Source organism: Faecalibacterium sp. AF10-46 (assembly GCF_003604105.1).
In the GTDB taxonomy this organism is placed as follows: domain Bacteria; phylum Bacillota; class Clostridia; order Oscillospirales; family Ruminococcaceae; genus Faecalibacterium; species Faecalibacterium taiwanense.
Window position 1 is genome coordinate 418,668 of the sequence record NZ_QVGY01000001.1, and the last position, 18,359, is coordinate 437,026.

20 protein-coding genes and 1 tRNA gene are annotated in these 18,359 nt (G+C 58.5%); all 21 read right to left on the reverse strand.

The window, feature by feature from the left end; translation table 11 throughout:
* Positions 1 to 2 precede the first annotated feature (2 nt).
* Positions 3 to 3,380, reverse strand: coding sequence for a tape measure protein (locus DWV57_RS02065; RefSeq protein ID WP_120019773.1), 3,378 nt, complete (start codon positions 3,378 to 3,380; stop codon positions 3 to 5).
* A 51-nt stretch (positions 3,381 to 3,431) separates the two neighbouring features.
* Complete coding sequence (locus tag DWV57_RS14300; protein ID WP_133303623.1) at positions 3,432 to 3,623, reverse strand: hypothetical protein; 192 nt, start codon at positions 3,621 to 3,623, stop codon at positions 3,432 to 3,434.
* Complete coding sequence (locus DWV57_RS02070; protein ID WP_120019774.1) at positions 3,574 to 4,167, reverse strand: Gp15 family bacteriophage protein; 594 nt, start codon at positions 4,165 to 4,167, stop codon at positions 3,574 to 3,576. Before DWV57_RS02070 ends, DWV57_RS14300 begins: the two co-directional genes overlap by 50 nt.
* Complete coding sequence (locus DWV57_RS02075; RefSeq protein WP_120019775.1) at positions 4,160 to 4,678, reverse strand: hypothetical protein; 519 nt, start codon at positions 4,676 to 4,678, stop codon at positions 4,160 to 4,162. The genes DWV57_RS02070 and DWV57_RS02075 overlap by 8 nt, the downstream gene beginning before the upstream one ends.
* Before the next feature lie 101 nt (positions 4,679 to 4,779).
* A complete protein-coding gene (locus tag DWV57_RS02080) occupies positions 4,780 to 5,337 on the reverse strand; it encodes a hypothetical protein (RefSeq protein ID WP_120019776.1) in 558 nt (185 codons plus the stop codon).
* Between the two features lie 13 nt (positions 5,338 to 5,350).
* A complete protein-coding gene (locus tag DWV57_RS02085) occupies positions 5,351 to 5,806 on the reverse strand; it encodes a hypothetical protein (RefSeq protein WP_120019777.1) in 456 nt (151 codons plus the stop codon).
* A 2-nt stretch (positions 5,807 to 5,808) separates the two neighbouring features.
* A complete protein-coding gene (locus tag DWV57_RS02090) occupies positions 5,809 to 6,216 on the reverse strand; it encodes a minor capsid protein (protein ID WP_165853641.1) in 408 nt (135 codons plus the stop codon).
* A 4-nt stretch (positions 6,217 to 6,220) separates the two neighbouring features.
* Positions 6,221 to 6,622: a hypothetical protein gene (locus DWV57_RS02095; protein ID WP_120019779.1), complete on the reverse strand. Its 402-nt coding sequence runs from the start codon at positions 6,620 to 6,622 to the stop codon at positions 6,221 to 6,223.
* Entirely contained in the window at positions 6,622 to 6,996 is a 375-nt protein-coding gene (locus tag DWV57_RS02100; RefSeq protein WP_120019780.1) for a hypothetical protein, read from the reverse strand. Before DWV57_RS02100 ends, DWV57_RS02095 begins: the two co-directional genes overlap by 1 nt.
* 9 nt (positions 6,997 to 7,005) lie before the next feature.
* A complete protein-coding gene (locus DWV57_RS02105; RefSeq protein ID WP_120019781.1) occupies positions 7,006 to 7,944 on the reverse strand; it encodes a phage major capsid protein in 939 nt (312 codons plus the stop codon).
* A gap of 5 nt (positions 7,945 to 7,949) precedes the next feature.
* Positions 7,950 to 8,489 (reverse strand): phage scaffolding protein, encoded by a 540-nt coding sequence (locus tag DWV57_RS02110; RefSeq protein WP_165853642.1) that lies wholly within the window; start codon positions 8,487 to 8,489, stop codon positions 7,950 to 7,952.
* Positions 8,490 to 8,598: 109 nt separating this feature from the next.
* Positions 8,599 to 8,675, reverse strand: a tRNA-Lys gene (locus DWV57_RS02115).
* 72 nt (positions 8,676 to 8,747) lie between these two features.
* A complete protein-coding gene (locus DWV57_RS02120; RefSeq protein WP_120019783.1) occupies positions 8,748 to 9,128 on the reverse strand; it encodes a hypothetical protein in 381 nt (126 codons plus the stop codon).
* A gap of 257 nt (positions 9,129 to 9,385) precedes the next feature.
* A complete protein-coding gene (locus DWV57_RS02125) occupies positions 9,386 to 11,134 on the reverse strand; it encodes a phage minor capsid protein (RefSeq protein ID WP_243112286.1) in 1,749 nt (582 codons plus the stop codon).
* Positions 11,134 to 12,564 carry a capsid protein gene (locus DWV57_RS02130; RefSeq protein ID WP_120019784.1) on the reverse strand — a complete coding sequence of 477 codons (1,431 nt, stop codon included), beginning with the start codon at positions 12,562 to 12,564 and terminating at the stop codon, positions 11,134 to 11,136. The genes DWV57_RS02125 and DWV57_RS02130 overlap by 1 nt, the downstream gene beginning before the upstream one ends.
* Complete coding sequence (locus tag DWV57_RS02135; protein ID WP_120019785.1) at positions 12,564 to 13,838, reverse strand: PBSX family phage terminase large subunit; 1,275 nt, start codon at positions 13,836 to 13,838, stop codon at positions 12,564 to 12,566. Before DWV57_RS02135 ends, DWV57_RS02130 begins: the two co-directional genes overlap by 1 nt.
* Positions 13,835 to 14,362 carry a terminase small subunit gene (locus DWV57_RS02140; protein ID WP_120019786.1) on the reverse strand — a complete coding sequence of 176 codons (528 nt, stop codon included), beginning with the start codon at positions 14,360 to 14,362 and terminating at the stop codon, positions 13,835 to 13,837. Before DWV57_RS02140 ends, DWV57_RS02135 begins: the two co-directional genes overlap by 4 nt.
* Before the next feature lie 488 nt (positions 14,363 to 14,850).
* A complete protein-coding gene (locus DWV57_RS02145) occupies positions 14,851 to 15,258 on the reverse strand; it encodes a sigma-70 family RNA polymerase sigma factor (protein WP_120019787.1) in 408 nt (135 codons plus the stop codon).
* 6 nt (positions 15,259 to 15,264) lie between these two features.
* Positions 15,265 to 15,441, reverse strand: a complete 177-nt coding sequence (locus DWV57_RS14390; RefSeq protein ID WP_165853643.1) for a hypothetical protein — start codon at positions 15,439 to 15,441, stop codon at positions 15,265 to 15,267.
* Positions 15,441 to 15,851, reverse strand: coding sequence for a RusA family crossover junction endodeoxyribonuclease (locus tag DWV57_RS02150; RefSeq protein WP_120019788.1), 411 nt, complete (start codon positions 15,849 to 15,851; stop codon positions 15,441 to 15,443). The genes DWV57_RS14390 and DWV57_RS02150 overlap by 1 nt, the downstream gene beginning before the upstream one ends.
* Positions 15,852 to 16,124: 273 nt before the next feature.
* Entirely contained in the window at positions 16,125 to 18,356 is a 2,232-nt protein-coding gene (locus DWV57_RS02155; RefSeq protein ID WP_120019789.1) for an AAA family ATPase, read from the reverse strand.
* Between the last annotated feature and the right edge of the window lie 3 nt (positions 18,357 to 18,359).

An 18,359-nucleotide genomic window follows, 5' to 3' on the forward strand; every position in this document is an offset into this window, starting at 1 on the left:
TTTCATCGTTTCTGGGCCTTGGCCCGGTCGGCTTCCCAGCGTGCTTCCCGCTGGAGGTCTGCCGCCGTCTGGGCCTTGCTGTAAATGTTCTGGGTGATGTTGGTGTCGCCCTCCCGGTGGTACTGGTTGGCGGCTGCGGCCACCTTTGCCGTGCCGGAAGCGGCCACACTGCGAGAGATGGCCATGTTGTCCGACAGCACCAGACTGTCTGCCTGCCGCACCATCTCGGCCAGCTTGCTGTTTGCGGCCAGCAGGGCCTCGGTGTTGTCCCGGATGGCATCGGTATTATCCTTATCCGGCGTAGTCCCGGGGGTGCCGGGGTCCGTCGAGGCATCAGGCTTCTCCGGCTCGGCGGGGGTGCTGGGCTTGTATTTTTCTTCTAGGTCTCGAAGGGTCTTTTCGTAGTCCAGCTGCAGCAGTTCCCGCTCAAGGTCGCCCATCCGCAGGGTGTTCTCGGCCTCGACAAGCTGCTTTTCCAGATCCGCCAGCGCGGTTGCATCGGCAGCAGTCTTTTTGCCGATCTGCGCCGACTGCTTCTTGTACTCGGCATCCAGCAGTTTCTTTTCGAGGCCGGCAACGGATTTTTTATAGTCCGCAGCAGCCACGGCCTTTTCGGCATCCAGCATACCGGGGTCATCCTCGGTAAGTTTCGCCCGGGCAAGTTCGGCAGCCTTTTTAGCGTACTCGGCATCCAGCTGCTTTTTCTCGGCATCGCCGGACTGACGGGCATACTCCGCATCCAGCTCGGCCTGCTCCTGCTTGGCGAGGCGGGCGTTCTTGCGGTCCTCACGCTCCTTCTGGATCTTCTTGGCATAGTCCCATGCGGGGTTGGACACATAGTCGATGTGGCCGTCCCAAAGCTGTGCGACGAGATTATAGGCACCAATCAGCGCATTGATCTCGATGACAAACTGCTCCACAAACAAGCCAAGGACGTACATCAGGCCCTCAAAAATGTAAGACATGAAATCGGCCACGCCCGACCATACATCGTTCATGCCGTTTGCGACGTTTTTGTTTGTGCTGGCAAAGTTGAGCAGTGCGCCCACCAACATGCCGATCAGAGAAATCACCAGCAGGATGGGGTTGGCATCCATGGCAACGTTAAGCCCCTCCTGCGCACCGGTGGCCGTCGTTGCAGCGGGCACGAACTTTGCAACCAGACTGGATGCAAGAGCTGCCAGCTTGTTGCCAACACCGGACAGCGCATTGCCGAGCTGGTCCAGCGCACCTTGCGCAATGGCCGTGATCTGCTCCCTCTGTTTATCCGTGCACGCCTGCCAGAAGTAGGAAGCTGCCCAGAAGCCCAGCTGTTCCAGATCGCCGTTTTTCAGCGCGTTGGCAAGGGTCTTGATGGCACCGACCGCGTCGGTCTGGATGTCCTTCTTGATGCTCTTCCAGCCATCTTCCAGCTTGGTGCGCAGCTGAGTGGTCAACAGCTCTCCGGCACTGGCATACTGCGGACCGGCATCCTCAATGGTCTTGACCGTGGTCTCCACACCGTCGGCGGTCTTGGTGGTCACGGTCTTGACGGTGCGCTCTACTCCCTCGATGACCTCGGTGCCGGTGCGGGTAGTCACGGTGGACACCCGCTCGCTGCCATCAGTCAGGGTCTCGGTGGTCTTTTCCACCGTGACCTGCGCACCGCCCACGATGCTGGTTTGGGTGTCCTTGACCGTGGTCTGTACGGACGCCTTGACATCCTCCATGGTCTGCTTGACAGTCTTGGTGCCGTCCGCAGCAACCTCTGTGATGGTCTTGACATCCTTCAGCACACCATCCACCATCTGCCGGGAAGTCTCGGTGATGGTCTGTTTCTGCTGCTTTTTGCCGTTGGACAAGGTCTCATTGACCGTTTCCACCGTCCGGGTCACGCCGTCCTTTACGGTGGTCGTGGTGTCCGAGATGGATTTGACCACCGTGGCAGTGGCCTGCTTGGTGGCCTTTGCGGCCTTACCCGCATTGTTTGTGATGATGCCGGTTGCGTTCGTGGATGCGGCTGCAGCAGCTTCGGCCGCGGCCTTTTCCTCCTGCGCCTGCTTCACACGTTCATCGTGGAGGGCCTTGCGCTTAGCAGCAGCTTTATCGCGCTTGGACTGGTTATAGTTGTCCATATAGCCGTTGTAGGCTGCATCATAGGCTTCCTGTGCCGCACCGACACCGTTTTTCAGGTTGGCCAGCGCGGCGGCGGCACCCTTGATCTTGGCGACCAGCTCATTGAGCCAGTCCACCACCGTACCGATGGCATTCTGTGCTATCTTTTCGACAGCCGTAAATGCGGAGTTGACCGCATTGCGGAAGGTCTCGCTGGTCTGATAGGCCGTCACGAAACCTGCCGCAAGAGCAGCCAGCAAAGACACCACCAGACCGATGGGATTTGCGGAGAGGACTGCATTCAAGCCCGCCTGCGCGACCTTAAGGCCGGTCGCGCCCGCTTCGGCGGCTGCATGGGCGGCGGTCATGGCCGTGGTGTAGGCGGTGTGGGCGATCTCGGCGGCGGTGGCAAGAGCCACATAGCCCTTATACGTGAGGAATGCCGCGCCCGCAGCGGCGACCACCGACGCGGCAATGCCGATGGTGTCCTTGAGCTGCGCCATTTTCTCGTCGCTGTCAAGGAAGGATGTCACCACCTCGTTGAGCTTGACCACCAGCTCTCCCAGAGCCGCAAACAGGCCGCTGGTCAGCTCACCGGTCAGGGCGCTGACATTATCCTTCAGGGTGGACATGCGCCCGCTGAAGGTCTGGCTTGCTTCCAACATGCCGTTGTAGAACTGCCCGCCCTCGCTGGTGGCGGCAGAAACGGCGGCCTGCAGCTCGCTGAAACTGACCTTGCCGTCCGAGATGCGCTTGTACAAGTCGGACATGCTCTCGCCGGTGGCATCACAGATCTGGTTCAGCGGGTTAAAGCCCGCATCGATCATCATGTTGACGTTTTCCAGCGTGACCTTCTTTGCGCTGGACATCTTGCCGTAGGCGCGTACCAGCGTCTGCAGTTTGTCCGCGTTGCCGAGGGAGATGTCGCCAAGCTGTTTCAGCACGCCGGTGGTGTCGTCTGCGGCAATGCCGAACTGCAGCAGGGTCTGTGTGCCCTCGGTCAGGTCGGACAGAGCAAAGGGCGTGGACGCTGCAATCTTACGCAGCTCGGAAAGCTTTTCGGCCGCAAGCTCTTCGTTGCCCAGCATGACCTTGAAATTGGTCAGGTAGCTTTCCATGCTGGCATTGTAGTCAATGCCGCTTTTGACCACTTTGCCCAGTTCCGCCGAAGCTTTCTTCGCAAAGTCAGCAATCATGTTTCCGGCGGCAACGGTCCATTTGCTGGTGCTCTTTTCCGCCGGGTCACTGTTGAGCCTTACTTCGCCGGTGATGCTGAAATCTGCCATGTACCCACCTCTCTCAATTCCAAAAGAGCGCGGGCACAAGGGCACAGGCTGTTATAACTTGATCTCTACTTCCCGGCGGCAGGCCGGGTTCTTGCATTTGACCCACACACCGTGAGCGCTGGCGGAAGCTTCTGCCCAGGCAGGCAGCGGCTTGCTGCAATACGGGCAGCGCACCGGCACGCGGGTACTGTCCTCAGCGGAACCGCGCGAGGAATGCGGCATCATGCTGCTGCGGGGTAACATCGCGCGCACCTCCTTTCAGCTCCGGCGGCAGGGCGTACCGCTCCTTTGCCGCTTCGTATCGCTGTCGGGTGGCTGGGTCCATCTCGCTGGTATCCGTGGTGCGGATCTGCAGTATCTGCGACAGCGCGGTCTCCTGAGGCAGTGCCTGCATCAGCGCCATAAAACGCCACCAGTGCACCTTGTCAGTGGTCAGATCGATGCCGTAGGCCTGCTGGAATGCGCCAAGAACATAGGCTGCATCGCAGTGGTAGTCCAGCGTGATCTCACCGGCACCGGCATCGGCCTCCGGCGGCTCTCCACCGGGAGCGTCGTCCGCACAACCGCGGAAAAAGCGCATCAGGGACGCAAAAGCATCCGGCAGCTGCGGGTCTGAAACCGGTTCTGCAAAGAACCGCTCTGCTGCGTCGCGCATCAGCTGGACCTTTTCTTCGTCAGTTTCTGCCCGGCGGTAGGTGTTCAGCAGCCAGACCATATGCCGGAAATCCGGGTCGATGCGTCTGCCTTCCCACATGGTAGGCAGGGCATCCGTCAGCAGGTCAGTCATTTTCCAGAGCAGCCAGTTCGGCCAACAGAGCCTTGCGGCGGGCAGCTTTGTCCACACGTTTCACCATCTGAGCGGCAGGCGGCTGTGCGGGGAAGCTCACAGGCTGCTGACCGACGATGTGGCCTGCCGTCTGGGTGCGCTGCCGTGCTTTCTTCTCGGCCCGGCGCTGGGCGCGGTTCATGGGCTGCGGCTTCGGGATACGGTCGGCGTAGTGCTGTTTTTCAGCCTTGCAGGCCTCGTTGATGGCATCCAGCACATCGTAGATAGGCGCTGCGTTGTTCTCGTCCAGACCCAGACGGTCGGATGCGCCTGCACCGAGGATCTCGTCGATGCAGTGCATGACGATCCTTGCCTGTGCACGCATATAATCACCCAGACGCACACCGCCGTGGTTGAAGCGCTTAGTTTCGGCCCTGCCGGCCTGCTGCATCTGCTCGTTGGCATCTTCAAAGCGGTCCATATCGTTGGCGTTCAGAATGGAAAACTCAAATTCCTGTCCACAAATAACCATTTTCTGGCTCCTTTCGTTGCGCCGTGCCCCGGTACTGCCCCGGAGAAACCTGTTTCACGGCATGAAAAATCCCGTTCCGGGGCGGAACGGGAAAGCGGATATCAGGCCTTGACAGCCTTGCCGGGAGCTGCCTGCGTCTGCATGTCGGGGTCGGTCAGGTAATCGTACTCCGACGGGGTGCCGATACCCTTTACGTCGCAGGCAAAGCCTGCAGCGGCACCGGCGGCACCGCTGGAATCGCTGGTGACGATGAAGGATGCCTGGCCCTTTTCGCCCTTGCCGGTCTTGACACTGAAGTAGACGTAGGGGAAGATCACGCTCTGGCCGGAGCCGAACTTGACCTTGTGGCTCAGCAGGAAATCCTGCGCAGCGTCACCCACGCAGCGGTTGCCGTTCAGGGCAAAGGTGCGCTGAACCTCGCCCTTCTCGGTCACAGTGCCGGCGCGGATATACGAGTTGTCCTCGGTGGTGGCGTTCAGAGCACCGGAGTGCTCCTTGACTCGCTCTGCACATACGATCCAGTCACCGACCTTGTTCTGCTCGGCGCTGGTCTGAATGGCAAAAATAAAGTCATCGGCGCGCTCTACGCCGGTGTAGTCGGCTTTCGGCTCGATACCCTTATCGGTCTTGAGCTTAGCCAGAGTTTCAGAAACAGTCATATCAAAACTCCTTTCATTTGGGCATGTAGTAGGTCAGGCGCAGCTGCATCTGCATCCGGCAGCTGCCCGCGCTGCTGGTGACGATGTAGCCGGTGGAGGTGACGGACACGCTGAGGGATTGTTTGTCCCTGCCGCATTCCGAGAGATCGGGCAGATGGCCGCAGTCATTCTGCGCCAGCACCCAGTCGGTCAGCTGCTCAAAAAAGCCGCTGTTCTGGATGGCCAGAACGTCCGCCTCGCCGTACTCCCGCCGGGAGAGGAACAGGTAATTCTTTGCCATGTCCCGCCCGGAGAGATACTCGGTGAGCACCGGGTCGCCGGGGCTGTCCTCGATGGAAAAGGCGGTGGCCTCTTCGTCCAGTCCGGCAATGCGGAAGGCCGCGCCGGTGGCTTCCTGTTCCTCGGCGATGAGCGGGCAGGTCTTGAGCCACGCCCGCAGGGCGGCAATGGTGGGCTTTACTTCGGACATGGTCAACCTCCCCAGAATGTGGTGACGGCCTGTGTGGCAATGTAGGCAATGGCTTCACCGTAATCGGCCAGAGCACGCTGTCCCCAGTAAGAGCCGCGCAGCCCATTTTCACCGTGCAGACATTCGCCTTCAGGGTGAAGATAGAACTGCCTGCGTGCATAAGGCGTGTTATAGACCAGCAAGCCTTCGTCAAACTTGCTGGCCTGATTCACGCTGTTTTTCAATATGCCGGTATCGAAGGGCACGTACTGGTCGATGAGAGCGGCGGCTTTCTGCGCGGTGGCGAACTGTGCTTTCTGCAAAGCAGCGGTTTTCTCTGCGCCGAAATTTGCCCGCCAGTCCAGAGACATCTGCACGCCGTCTGCCCGGAAGCGATATCCGGCAGGCTGTTCAAAAATGGGCTTGCTCACAGTCTCAGCTCCCTTCCACGTGCCAGTGGGGCAACAGCGGCTCCCGGTCATCCGAGACAGCCGACACGGTGCAGCACAGGTGCGTTTTTTCGAGGTGTGCGTACTCTTCGGCGGTCAGGGTGCGCACAGCGCCCTGCACCAGCTTCCAGCCGCGTTTCAGGGTCCAGTGTTTGGCCTTTTCGGCAGCAGGCAGAGCCACCCACTGAGCGTAGGGCAGATAGCCCATGGTGCACACGCTGGCCGGAATGCGGATGTGCGTAGTGCGCTCCGGGTCCTTGGCGGTGCCGGAGCCGGAGGTGGAGCGGCATTCCCGCCAGCTGCACCCGGCGAACACCCAGCACACCGGCCTGTCCGTCTCGGTGGCAGTGTCGTGGATGAGGTTCACCACAGTAACGGCTGTCTGCATCACAGAATCCCCCTGTACAGCAGGCCGTGCGGGTCACTGCCCAGCGCGGTACGGATGATCTCATAGGCTTCCTGCCGGGTGGCCGCGGTCACACTGGCATTGCTGCCAAAGGTGACGCTGTAGCCGTCGTTGGAGACGCTTGCAGCACCCGGCACAGCGCCCGCCGCAGACGCAGCGGCCAACAGTCCGATGATCTGCGTGCAGGCATCCGCCAATGCTTCCCGGCAGGCCTCACACCCGGCGGCATGGTTCTCCGCCCGGCCAAAGGTGGCGGCATCGATCATGCGGGAAGCCCGGCTGCACAGCACCCCGAAGGCCGCTTCCGGCACCGTGCCGCCCGCCGTGAGGTATTCGTCGTAGGTACAGTACAGCATGGCGGCTCCTTACGCTGCGACGGCAGCGGCGGTCAGGAACGCGAACGGAACCTTGGAGCGGTCGGCATTCAGGCGGGTTGCAGGGTTCGGCAGTGCCCAGCCCATGCGCATGACCACACGCAGGGCCACCATATCCTGCTGGGCGAGGTTGTAAACGATCTCCTTGGTGGAAGGATCCTGAATAACGCCCTGATCCAGCAGCTTCACGGTGACATCCTGACGGATGGAGTACACCAGCTTCTTGAAGTTGCCTGCGATCAGCTGGGCCTTAGAAGCATCAAAGCCGCCGTTCTCCGGGAAGTACATCGGGGCACCGTCCAGCGCGTAGGTGGTTGCACCCTGCATATCGGAACGGAACAGAGGACGGCCCGTGGTATCCACAAGGCCGCGCAGTTCTGCCTTTGCGGTCAGATCGCCGACCACGGCATCCACACCAAAGCCGCCAGCCTCAACCTTGGAGAACAGACCGTCCTTGCCCAGCAGCTTTGCGTAGTCGATGGGGCCGGTGACTTTGTTCTTGGCCGCAAGGGTCAGAACATCGGTCGTCCACTCGGTGGGGCGCTCGCCGCCGAACAGGATGGCGTTGTCGATTTTTGCGCCCATGGCTTCCCGGACGCGGGGCTGTACCTCGCCCATGATGTCAAAGCTGGAATCTGCCAGCACAGCTTCGGGCACGGGCACAATGACGGCCAGCTCTGCGGCGGTCATATAGACATTGTCCCATTCCTGCTTGCTGGTCTTTTTCATGCCGGTGTCACCGTTGACCCAGTAAGCCAGCGGCAGCATGGACAGCACGGGGATCTTGGTCTGGTTAGAGGTCATATTGGCAAGGCGGGTGCCCAGCTGCATGACGGTGGAGCTTTTGGGCACGTCCTGCTGGATGGTGTTCACCAGCTGCTCCCGGATCAGGGCCTCAGCCTTATTGCGAGCGATTGCATCAATAGCCATAAGAATCAACCTTTCTGGCCGAACGCTGCGCGGAATGCAGCATTTGCGGCCTCATGTGTGTTTGCGGGCTGGCCGGGTGCGCCGGTCGCCGATGCGGAAAAACGTGCCATGCCGCCGTCCGGCAGGATAGCACTGGGATCACTCTCTTTGAAAGCCTTGACATAATCATCAAAGCCCAGAATCTCGCCGTCCTTCATGGCAAAATTCTGGGACTTGGCATCTGTCAGAAATGTCTTGCGGGCACTCTCGCTGGAAAATTTCAGGCCGGATGCCTTGCGTTCCAGAGCGTAGCCCTTTTCGAGGGCAGCGATCTGAGCCGCAGCATCGGCCTTGGCCTGCTCGGCCTTGGCCTTCCACTCAGGGTCGTAGCCTTCCAGTTTGCTGTTTGCAGTGGACAGCTGTTCGGTCAGGGTGGTTTTCTCGGCCTTGAGGGTGGTGATCTCGTTCACCTTGGCCGTGATATCCGCGCCATGCAGGTTCATGATGCTGTCCAGCTGGTCCGAGGTGATACCCGGAATGATCTTGCTCACATCTTCGCGTTTCACTTGCGATGTGCTCCTTTCTTTTGTCTGTTGGGTGGATAAGTCCCTGCTGTTTTGTATCGCGGTTCTCATTCCGCACGGGACAAGACGGGGTACGCGCCGCCTTCCGCTGTGGTGCCGCTTGCGGGAGTTGAACCCGCCACCCCCGGATTAAAAGTCCGGTGCTCTGCCAACATGAGCTAAAACGGCATGAAAAAACCACTATGAAGCCTTTTTTCGGGGCACATAGTGGTTAAAATGGGGAATTTCCGTGAATGACTTTTACGGCTTGACCTCTACGCTCGGCAGTACGTCCGTGTGGAAATAGAGCTTGTAGTGGTAGGGGTCGGTATGGGTGCCGGTGATGTCCTCCACCACATACATGGTGTAGTCGTTCAGATAGATGTAGTTCTTGCGGTAGGAATCCGGGCCGACCTTCACCGTGCAGACAAGCTCATTGTTTGAGTTGTTGGAGATGGACATGTAGCCCTCGGCTTCCATGATCACCTTGTCGGTGCGGGCGTTGTAGACGGTGATCTTGCGCTCACTCTCGAAGTAATCTGCCTGCTTGGAGATGTTGTAGTTGGCCTTTTCGGCTTCGCTGGAACAGCCACACAGCAGAATGGATGTGGCCAGCGCAAGGGCGAGAAGAATCTTTTTCATGGTTCGTTCCTTTCTGTAAAAATGGGCAAAAGAAAACCACCGTCCGGGTGGATGGTGGTTAAGGTTATTCGATGCCGGGCGGGAGCTTTCCAAGTTCTTTCAAAATACTGTAGCAGTCACGAGCATACATCTGACGGTGTACAGTTCTGTCCCACCCATCGTAAAATGAGTTGCAAATATCGTCATATGCCGGGTCTATAGGAGTTTCCAGAAGAACCTGCTGCATTTCCCTGACTTCCTGTTCTGTGTAAGAAGGTTTATTCGTAGAATTTGGCACCATTTTTCTGCAACTCCTTTATGCAGTCCGAAATAACCCCTTCTGCCTTTTCAAGAACCTGTTCATCCGTCAGCGTGGACTTGAGCAATTCATCAATTGCGCAATCCATTTTCCGAATGGCCTGTTTCGCGGAGCTTTCTTGAAAAGTAGAAGTCTTTTCGATTGCGTAAATATGCCCATCATGCCCAAGAGCAGTAAGCAACTTCAAATTTGCGTTTCGCGTAAATTGCCGCAGATCACCATTTGAAAAGCTACCGCATGCAGGATGGGTATGAATCGCAATATAGGGTACATCCGGGTTTGGTAGCTGAACAGAATGACCATCCGGCAAGCCGATGATATCTTTCGTCAGCGGCTTCATCTTGATGTCGAACACCCTGCCCACTTCAACATTTTCCGGCTGCTTTGAAGCGACCATGAGAAGGCGCTTGTGGGCGTTTTTCAGCTGTTGCTGCCCGGCGGCATCCAGTGTGTCACAGCTGAACGCCTTAACATTTGCGATTGACTGCATTGTAACAGGTTTCGCCTTTGTGTTCAAGCTGCTGTATGTAGAGGATGCCTTCCGCACCTGTGCGCTTGCTCTGCTGGCTTCGCTCCTGCCGAACTTCGGCACGCTGACACGGGCGCTGTCCACACGGCCACCCGTGGCCTGTGCAAACTCTGCAAGGCTCTGTCGGGCCGCTTTCAGGTGCATAGCGCTGTCGGTGGTGTCCAGCCCGGCAGCATCCTCGGCCAGATACCGCTTTTTCCAGCGGCGGACGTTCCGCTCCCGGGCACGCTGCATCTGGGATATCTCGTAGGCGGTGTACTTTTTGCCGTTCCACTCGATGTCCCTAGCGTTCAGCTCCCGCAGCTGCTCCTGCGTCCATTGGGGCGGGTCGCCCAGCCCCGGGAACACCGCAAAAAAGGTGTGGCGGCAGTTCCAGCCGCACAGGCCTGCGCCGGTGCCGTAGCCGGTGGCGGCTTCAAAATCCGGGTAGCGCCTGCCCTTGTAATCCACTGCCCCACCGCGATGGAAGCGCCGTCCCTGCCACTCAGCGTGGGAAGGTCGTGCCCCGCCGTGGGCGGTGGTCTCGAAGAACTCCACGCCCATCTCGTCGGCGCGGGCCACCTGCAGCTTGCCAGTCGTCTGGTTCACACCGGTGAGCACGGCACGCCGCGCGGCCACCTCGATGCTGTCCTTGTGGCCGCTGGGGTATGTGACCATTGGCATGTCGTCTGCAAGGCTGTCCACGGCCTGTTTCACGGCGGTTTTGTAGTCAAAGGCACCGGTGCTCACCTTGAACCATGCAGCGTCCAGCGTGCGCTCAAAGGCCCCTGTGACGGTGTTTGCCGTGGTGGCGGTCAGATTCTGCCATGTGCCGCAGGTCTGCCGCGCACCGGCATCCAGCAAATTGTTCAGGGCGGCGCTCTCTTCAAAGGGGGTCGGCTCCATGTCGTAGTGGTAATAGATTGCATCTTCCCGCTCCATGGCTTCGGTGGCGGCCTGCAAAAGCAGCTTGCGGATGGCCGTTTCGCTCTTTCCGGTGTACTTCGCCAGCAGCTTCACCACGTCGTTGCGCAGCGCCTCGGTCTGCTGGTAGCGCCACAGCTGCCAGTTTGCGGTGGGGGTCACTTTGTCCATCTTGCCGATGCGCCGGGCCACGTCCCGCAGGATATCATCCTCGACCTGCTGCCAGAGCTGCACAAAGGCATCCGGCATCCGGTCAAGATAGCTCGGCGGCAGCATCAGGCACCCCCGAAGGTGAGGGCTTCAGGGCTGCGGTTCTCGGCATCCGCTTCGGCGGCAATGGCCTTGGCATCGTCCTCGCTGTAGCCCTCAAACTCCACCAGATACCGCCAGAACGGGAACTTGCCTGCGGTAACGTAGCCCCAATACATCTGCTTGCGCTCTTTGGGGTCGGAGATGATGCTATCGTCAAAGTCAAAGGTCACGTTGCAGTCGCCCGGCGGGGAAACGGCTGCGCCGCTGTTCCACTGGGCATCCAGCAGCTTGCTGATGGAGTATACCAGATCGGTCAGCGCATTGCCCAGCGCCCGCTGCAGATCCTTGACGGTAGTGTAGCTGCGCTGCTTGCTGCTCCTGATCTCCTCGGCGGTCTTGTCCACGTTCTGCGGGTCGGACAGGGTGCCGTAGGCAAGGCCGCACTGGAACTCCACCCGCTTGAGCATGGCATCCATCCCCCGACGATAACTTTCATCGCGCAGGGCAGGGGCAAACACCTCATAAAGGTTCCGGCCATTGGCCCCGGAACTGCCGTTCAACCAGTTGCGGTAAAGGCGCTGCTCACGCTGCGGCATAACGCTCTCGCCGTTGATGCCGGGCCGCAGGGCGGTCTGGTCAACGTCAAGGGCCAGCTGCCCGCCGTCATACTCCCACAGCAGCCGCCCATACTGTTCATCGGTATCATGGATGGTGTCAACAGCAGCGGCATAGACGCTCACGCCCAGCGGGGAGTGCCGATCAGTGGAATTGCCGCTGGACACTCTGAAATAGCCCCAGAGCGGGCGGTCTACACCGGAAAACTCAGTGTGTGGGGAAATCGCGGCCCACTCCGGCACATCGGTCAACGGGACCTCGATGCCGAGATCTGTACTGGTCATGGAGCGGAATGCCTTGACCGTGATGCTGTGCGTGCTGCCGGAAAACTCGTGATCTTCCAGACGGGTATAAATGCGGTTGCCGCGCACCAGATGGTCATAAAAAATAGCCCCGGTCATGCGGCCAGAGCTATCAAAGCGGGTAGGGCAGAAGCAGTCACCCTGCACAGCATCGATCTGGATGCGTCCCTCTGCATCGAGGAAAGGCCGGAACAGGATGCCGCCCAGCGCACAGCCGTATTCCACCGGGGTGCGCAGATCTGCAATGAAAGGCTGCAGCATGGTGTTGATGCTGTCGGCGCGGGCGCTGCCGGAAACAAGGCATTCCATTTCCAGCGTGGTCAGACGGGCCAGCTCCGATGCAACACTCTGGGCCAGCTTCAGGCTGTGCAGGGCGTTCTTGCCGCCGTGGCACCACGGCCCGCCGGTATCGTACATCTGCGCCCACAGGATGATCGCATTCTCCATGCTGTAGGACACGCTGGCGCTGACGGTGGTATTTTCACCGAACAGCAGCCGCGCTTTCTCCCGCAGCCAGAAAAGCAGTCTATCAAACATTATTTTCGTCTCCAGTCTGCCCAGCGGATCAGCGGGGCCAGTATCGTATAGCAGAAATAGCGGATGTCGTCCATGGCGTGGTCGTTCTCCTTCACGACGCGGTCCTCTTTGGCTTTGTCGTCCCACGAGTACAGGCCGAACTCCCGGCGGGATGCCGCGCAGCTCTCGTGAATGGTCACAAGCCCGGCCTGCATCAGGGATGCCACGCAGCGGATGCCGTTCAGCACGTCGTTATCAGCGGGGATCACAAGATACTTGCCGTGCCGCCGGATGGTCTCGATGAAGGAAGCGGCGGACGGGTCAACCACCACCGCCTGAATGTAATAGCCCTTGGTCAGGCGTTCCAGCTCGGCATAGTGTTCTTCGTCCGTGCGCTGCACACGCTCTGCACGGCTGTCAAAATAGCTTTCCTTGATTCGCAGGGCCTTGCCATCATGAATGACCCACAGGCCCATGCTGCAGGGGTTGTGGGTGCCGTAGTCGATGGACACGTAAAACTGCCCATCGATGTGGGAAGCATCACCGTGAAAAAGGTAGGTGTCCTGCCCGGCGGAGAAGAAAGGGTATACAAGGCCCTCGGCAGCTTTCCTTTTTCCAAGGATGTCACGGGCATACCAGACCGTGCTGCGGTCGTAGGTTGCAAGCACAGCCCGGAGCTGGTCGTCCGAAATGCTCATGTTATCGGCAATTGTGAAATGCCCATAGTTGAAGCCGTATTCTGGGTTCTCGTTCTGCTTCTTTTCGTGCAGATTCAGGATATTTTCATAGTACCAGTGACCCTCTGCCTTGGGATTCAGGTCGTGAAATACCTTTCTGTCCGGGCTGGACAGGGTACGGTCGAATACTTCCTTGATGAAAGTTTCGCTGCATTCATTGGCTTCGGTGATGTACGCGGTGCCGTAGGTGTTGCCCTTGATCAACTTTTCGTCACCGGCTTTGCCACCACCGGACACCAGCACCACCTTTTCACCGGTGGCAGTCTGGATGTACAGACAGTCGCGGTTCTGGTAGGTGCCCTCACGGCAGCGGCCCTCAAAATAGTTTTTCAGGCCGAAGCCGTCACAGTCCAGAATGTTCAGCCTGGCCGTCGCAGTGGATACGCCCGCAATGAGGTGTATTCTGCTGGGATGCTTTTCCAGAATGGTGCAGTAGGCCATAGTAATAAGCACGTTCTTGCCGCCGCGTTTGCCGCCCTCAGCCACATTGAACCAGTGGTCGAAGCAGTTCCAGAAGAAACGCATCTGGTTTTGTGAAAAAGGTGCAGGTATGTTCATGTCTCAAAGTCCTTGATGTCACGGTCTGGCACAGGGTGCTGCAGCAGATCAGCAAGGGTCTGCATGTCGTTATTTTGAGCAGCGGCATTTTCTTTTTCGGATGCGTCTTTGTACATGCCCAGATGCTTGCCCAACAGGTCAAGTGCTCGGAGCTTATCTGCAAGTTTGACCTCGTGTTCCAAACCGTCCTCGCCAAAGCTCTTGACCTTGATGGACTGGATTGCGGCCAGATCATCCCGGGAGGCATCCAGTTTGACAGAAGCAGTCTCCGGGTCGATCAGGTCGCTGGCGTTGGCAAATGCAATCTTGGCAAGCTCTCGAACGACACGATCAGCAGATACACCGGTCCGGCGGCTCTGCTCAGCCTGCAGCTGGGCAATGCGATTTTTAATGCTAACATTTGCTAACAGCCGGGGTGCCTGTTCTCTTGCGGTTTTGGGGCTGTATCCGGCGCGGATGGCCGCTTGAGTGGCGTTCAGGTCGATCATATATTCTTCACAGAAACGATCCTGCTTGTCGGTCATCCTCACCACCTCTCTTGCCGTAAAATCAAAAAGCCGCCCGGATGGACGGCTTGGGAATATCAAAAAAGCCAGCACGTTTCCATGCTGGCGGTTGACGCACATCCTGCCGGGAAACTTCACAAACCGGCTTGCGGATTCTGTGACCTCCGTTGTGTGCAGAGTCTGCTCGGGCTGGTAAGGAGGTCAACCACCACTCTGCACACAGCCACGAGCGGGCATGTCGGCCCATGCGTCAGGCGTTTGCCGTGACGGGGCACGGCATTGTGGAGCCGCCCTTGGAATCGAACCAGCCGTGTCTACACACACGCGCCGCGCTCCAAATTGCGCTCAGGCGGCATAATAGAAGCAGCCCGCGCACCGTGCTGTCGAGCAGCGGGGACACGGTGCGGAGACTGCGTAGGGTATCGGAGAGCCTTTCGGCTTTGCCGATGGTACCATGTTACACCATGAAATACTGCAATCGCAATGCAATGACAGTGTAATGTTTTTCAAAGGGGCAGCTGTGCCATTGCTTTGCGCCGCAGAACATAGATCATGCTGAGAGAGTAATTCGTATCATGGGCGATCTGTTCCCATGTCTTGCCTTCGAGGTAGTAGTCTTTCAGAATGTGGTATTTCCAGAAATCCTCCAGCTGCTGCAAAGCTTCGTCGATCTCTTCATACAGGGCATCACACTCGGCCAGCTGAAAAGTTACCTGATGCTCCAGATCGTCCGTCCGCTCCACCGCGCGGGCAAGGCTCTGGCCGTCACCGTTGCCGCTGGGGGTAAGGCTGAAATTCTGTGTGGTATGTCTGGCAGCGGTCCGTGCTTCTTCTAACCGGTTACAAAGCTGTTCCAGCAGCTTCTGAGCATCCCGGTACCTCCAGAGCCATGCCTTTTTCTCTTCGTAGGTCATTGGGCATCATCCTCTCACATAAATCATCACGGCGGCAAATGTCCAAAGTAGCAGAAAAAGCAGCACGCCCAGAATGACCGGATGATTTTCCAGCAAAATCATTAAGCCATAGAGTGCGGCGACAACTGCGCCGATAACACAAAGAACCAAGAAGCTGATAAGAATTGCCATTCCAATTGTCATTACAGTTCCTCCACCCGGACGAACACGCCGCAGGGGTCCGACCAGAATTTTTCCACGATCTCGCTGCACACCTGCGCGTCATCGGCCCAGAAGTGCAGGCGGGTCATTTCGTCCTTGAGGGCCTTTTCCAGATTATCGGTGTCCGGCTTTGTGGTGCGCCAGCTGCCGCTTTTGCGGCCCTCGGCGGGGAAGCACCACTTGACCAGCAGACGCACCGGACGGCCTGCGGAGATGGGATTTTCCGGCGCGTGGGGTGCCAGATGGGCGTGGAGCTTGGCACGGGTCTGTTTCAGTTCCGGGCTGTCGTGGAGCACCGCGTGCGGCTGCCCGCCCTTCATGTAGGCGTGCAGCTGCTTTGCGTTGTGTGTGGTGGTGGGCGGCTGCATGGGGATAAAGAATTGCATGTACATGGGGTTCACCTCGTTTTTTCTTTTTTTCAGGTTTTAGCGCCAACGTGATGGGGAGGGTCCCCGAATGGATGGGGGCTGTGTACGCCCCATCCTTCGGGAGACCCCATCACAATTGCAGTTGCAGTTTTAGCTATTATATATAGGCTATTTTGCACTGCAAAATCTGCAGTTATAGCGGCTATAACTGCAAAATTGCAGTTTTTCGTGTCGTGCAAAATAGCGGCTATTTCTGCATTTTTACAACAAATTGTAATTAGGCTTATTACGGCTTGTTTAACCTGCGCTGCCGGGCTCCTTGCGGCCCACTTTCTCGCCATCGATCCAGAACCGTCCGTCATCTTTCAGCCGCGTCTTGATGGTGCGGGGCTTCAGATCCATGTATTCAGCCAGCGCATAGACGGTAACTTCGCCATCCATCATGCAGGCTTCAAAGGCGGTGTCCAGTTCGGCCTTTTTGTCCTTGGTCACCTTGCCTTTATCGCCCCAGCGCTTGGCGGCACCGCGGCTGCCCAGCGTTTTGAAATCGCTGTCCGGCTGCAGGTCCTCCAGCAGGCCGCTGTCCGGCTTGTGCACAGGGTAATCGAACCAGAGGTTCACCGGGTCGAAGCGGGCAAACTCGCGCAGGGTGCCCTCGATGCGCCATGCGGTCATGCCGTCGGCCTTTTTCTCAGCAGCCGCGACCTCGGCATCGATGGCCCGCAGATCTGCAAGGCCCAGTTTTTCCTTTGCGATGGTCAGCATCCGGTGGCGGCTAAGGGTATCATCCAAGCCGTAGGCATCCGCATGACCGCGTTTGTCCAACATGGCCTTGATTACGCGGCAGGCGGCTTTGTTATGGAGCTGCTCCCGGATGGCATCGGTGGGCACCAGCTCGGTCATGTCCAGCATGGCATCCGGGTCGCGGGCGAACACGCCGGAGCCGGATGCGCGGTCCATGCTGCGCTTGCCGCCCTGGGCACCTTTGCTGTGGTGATGGGCATAAATTACAGCACAGTCCAGTTCATGGCATACCTTATCGAACTGGCCGCAGAACTTCGCCATTTGCTCTGCAGAGTTTTCATCACCGGTCAGCACCTTATAGATAGGGTCGAAGATGATTGCCGTGAAGCCCTGCTTTTTTGCCCGGCGGATTAACTTTGGAGCTAATTTGTCAAGCTGCACCGGAATGCCGCGCAAGTCCCAGATGGCGATCTGGTTAAAATGTGCTGGAGGGAGGCCAAGTGCATTGTAAACATCCTGAAACCGGTGCATACAGGAATCCGGGTCGAGTTCCAGATTTAGATACAGAACTTTTCCCTGTGCACAGTTAAAATGCCCCAGCCATGTGGTGCCCTCAGCAATGGCGATGCACAGCTCGATCAAAGCAAAACTTTTGCCGGCTTTTGAAGGGCCTGCAATCATCATCTTGTGGCCTTTTCGCAGCACATTTTCAATGAGCGGTTCGCGCAGCGGGCGGATATTGGAAAAATCGTTGCTGGTGTGCCAGTCGGGCAGATCATCCGTTTCCGCTTCCAGCCAGTCACGCCATTCATCCCAGCAGGATCTGCCGATGTTGGTTTCCAGCAGCACCTGCCGTTTGTCACCGCGCAGGATGCCGGGCATCCGGGAAAGGCGGGAAGGGTTGCGGTTCTGCTGGTCGATGGTCAGGCCGTTTTTCTGGCAGGCGGCATAGAGATAATCCACGCGCTTGCGGTACTCGGCGTAGTCCGGGGCATCCACCTTCACGATGGCGTGGACGCTCTTGCCGCCGGAGTAGACCAGCGCCGCACAGGGCAGTTCCAGCTGCTTGATGATAGCCTGCTGCTTGCCCAGCTCCATGTTGTCGCACTCCACGAGGGCATAGCGGTAGGCAGTAATATTGGCATCCTTGCGTCCGGTGCCGTCCACAGGGTTGAAGCAGATCCATGCACCTACTTCAGGATCACAGTCGCCCACCACCTTGCCGAGGTCGCCGCCGCAGGCATCCAGCTCGGTGATGAGCTGCCCTGCGGTGCGGGTCCAGCTGCCTTTTGCAGGGCGGCGGCGGTCGGCGGCCATAAAGCTTTCGGTCACATAGGCCACATATTCATCCGGCTCAAACAGGGCTTGCAGGTAGCGCTTGAGCTGGTCGGCGGGGTGCCACTCTGCGGGCAAAGTCAGCTCGTGGGCTTCCACCCAGCGCGGGTCTACCAGACGGCCCTCGGTTTGTGTGCTGGTGCCGGCAGAAATATCATCGTTCCAGTCCAGAGCGTGGCCTGCGGGGCCGCTCCATCCGTGGGAGTAGGCCAGTTGGAAAATGCTGCTTGCGGTGACGGGGCTGGCCCCGCCGCCGTGAAAGCTTTCCCATTTCTTGACGCACTCGCCCTTATGATAGCGGCCCGCATCGCGTGTGCTCCACTGTTCCCAGATGGTAACGGGCAGACCAGCATCCTTCAGTGCCATGCCCACCATGAGCCATTCGTCATAGGTCAGGGCGGACGGGGATACGAAGTCCAATGCTTCCTTGAGTTCATTTTCATGTTCCATTCG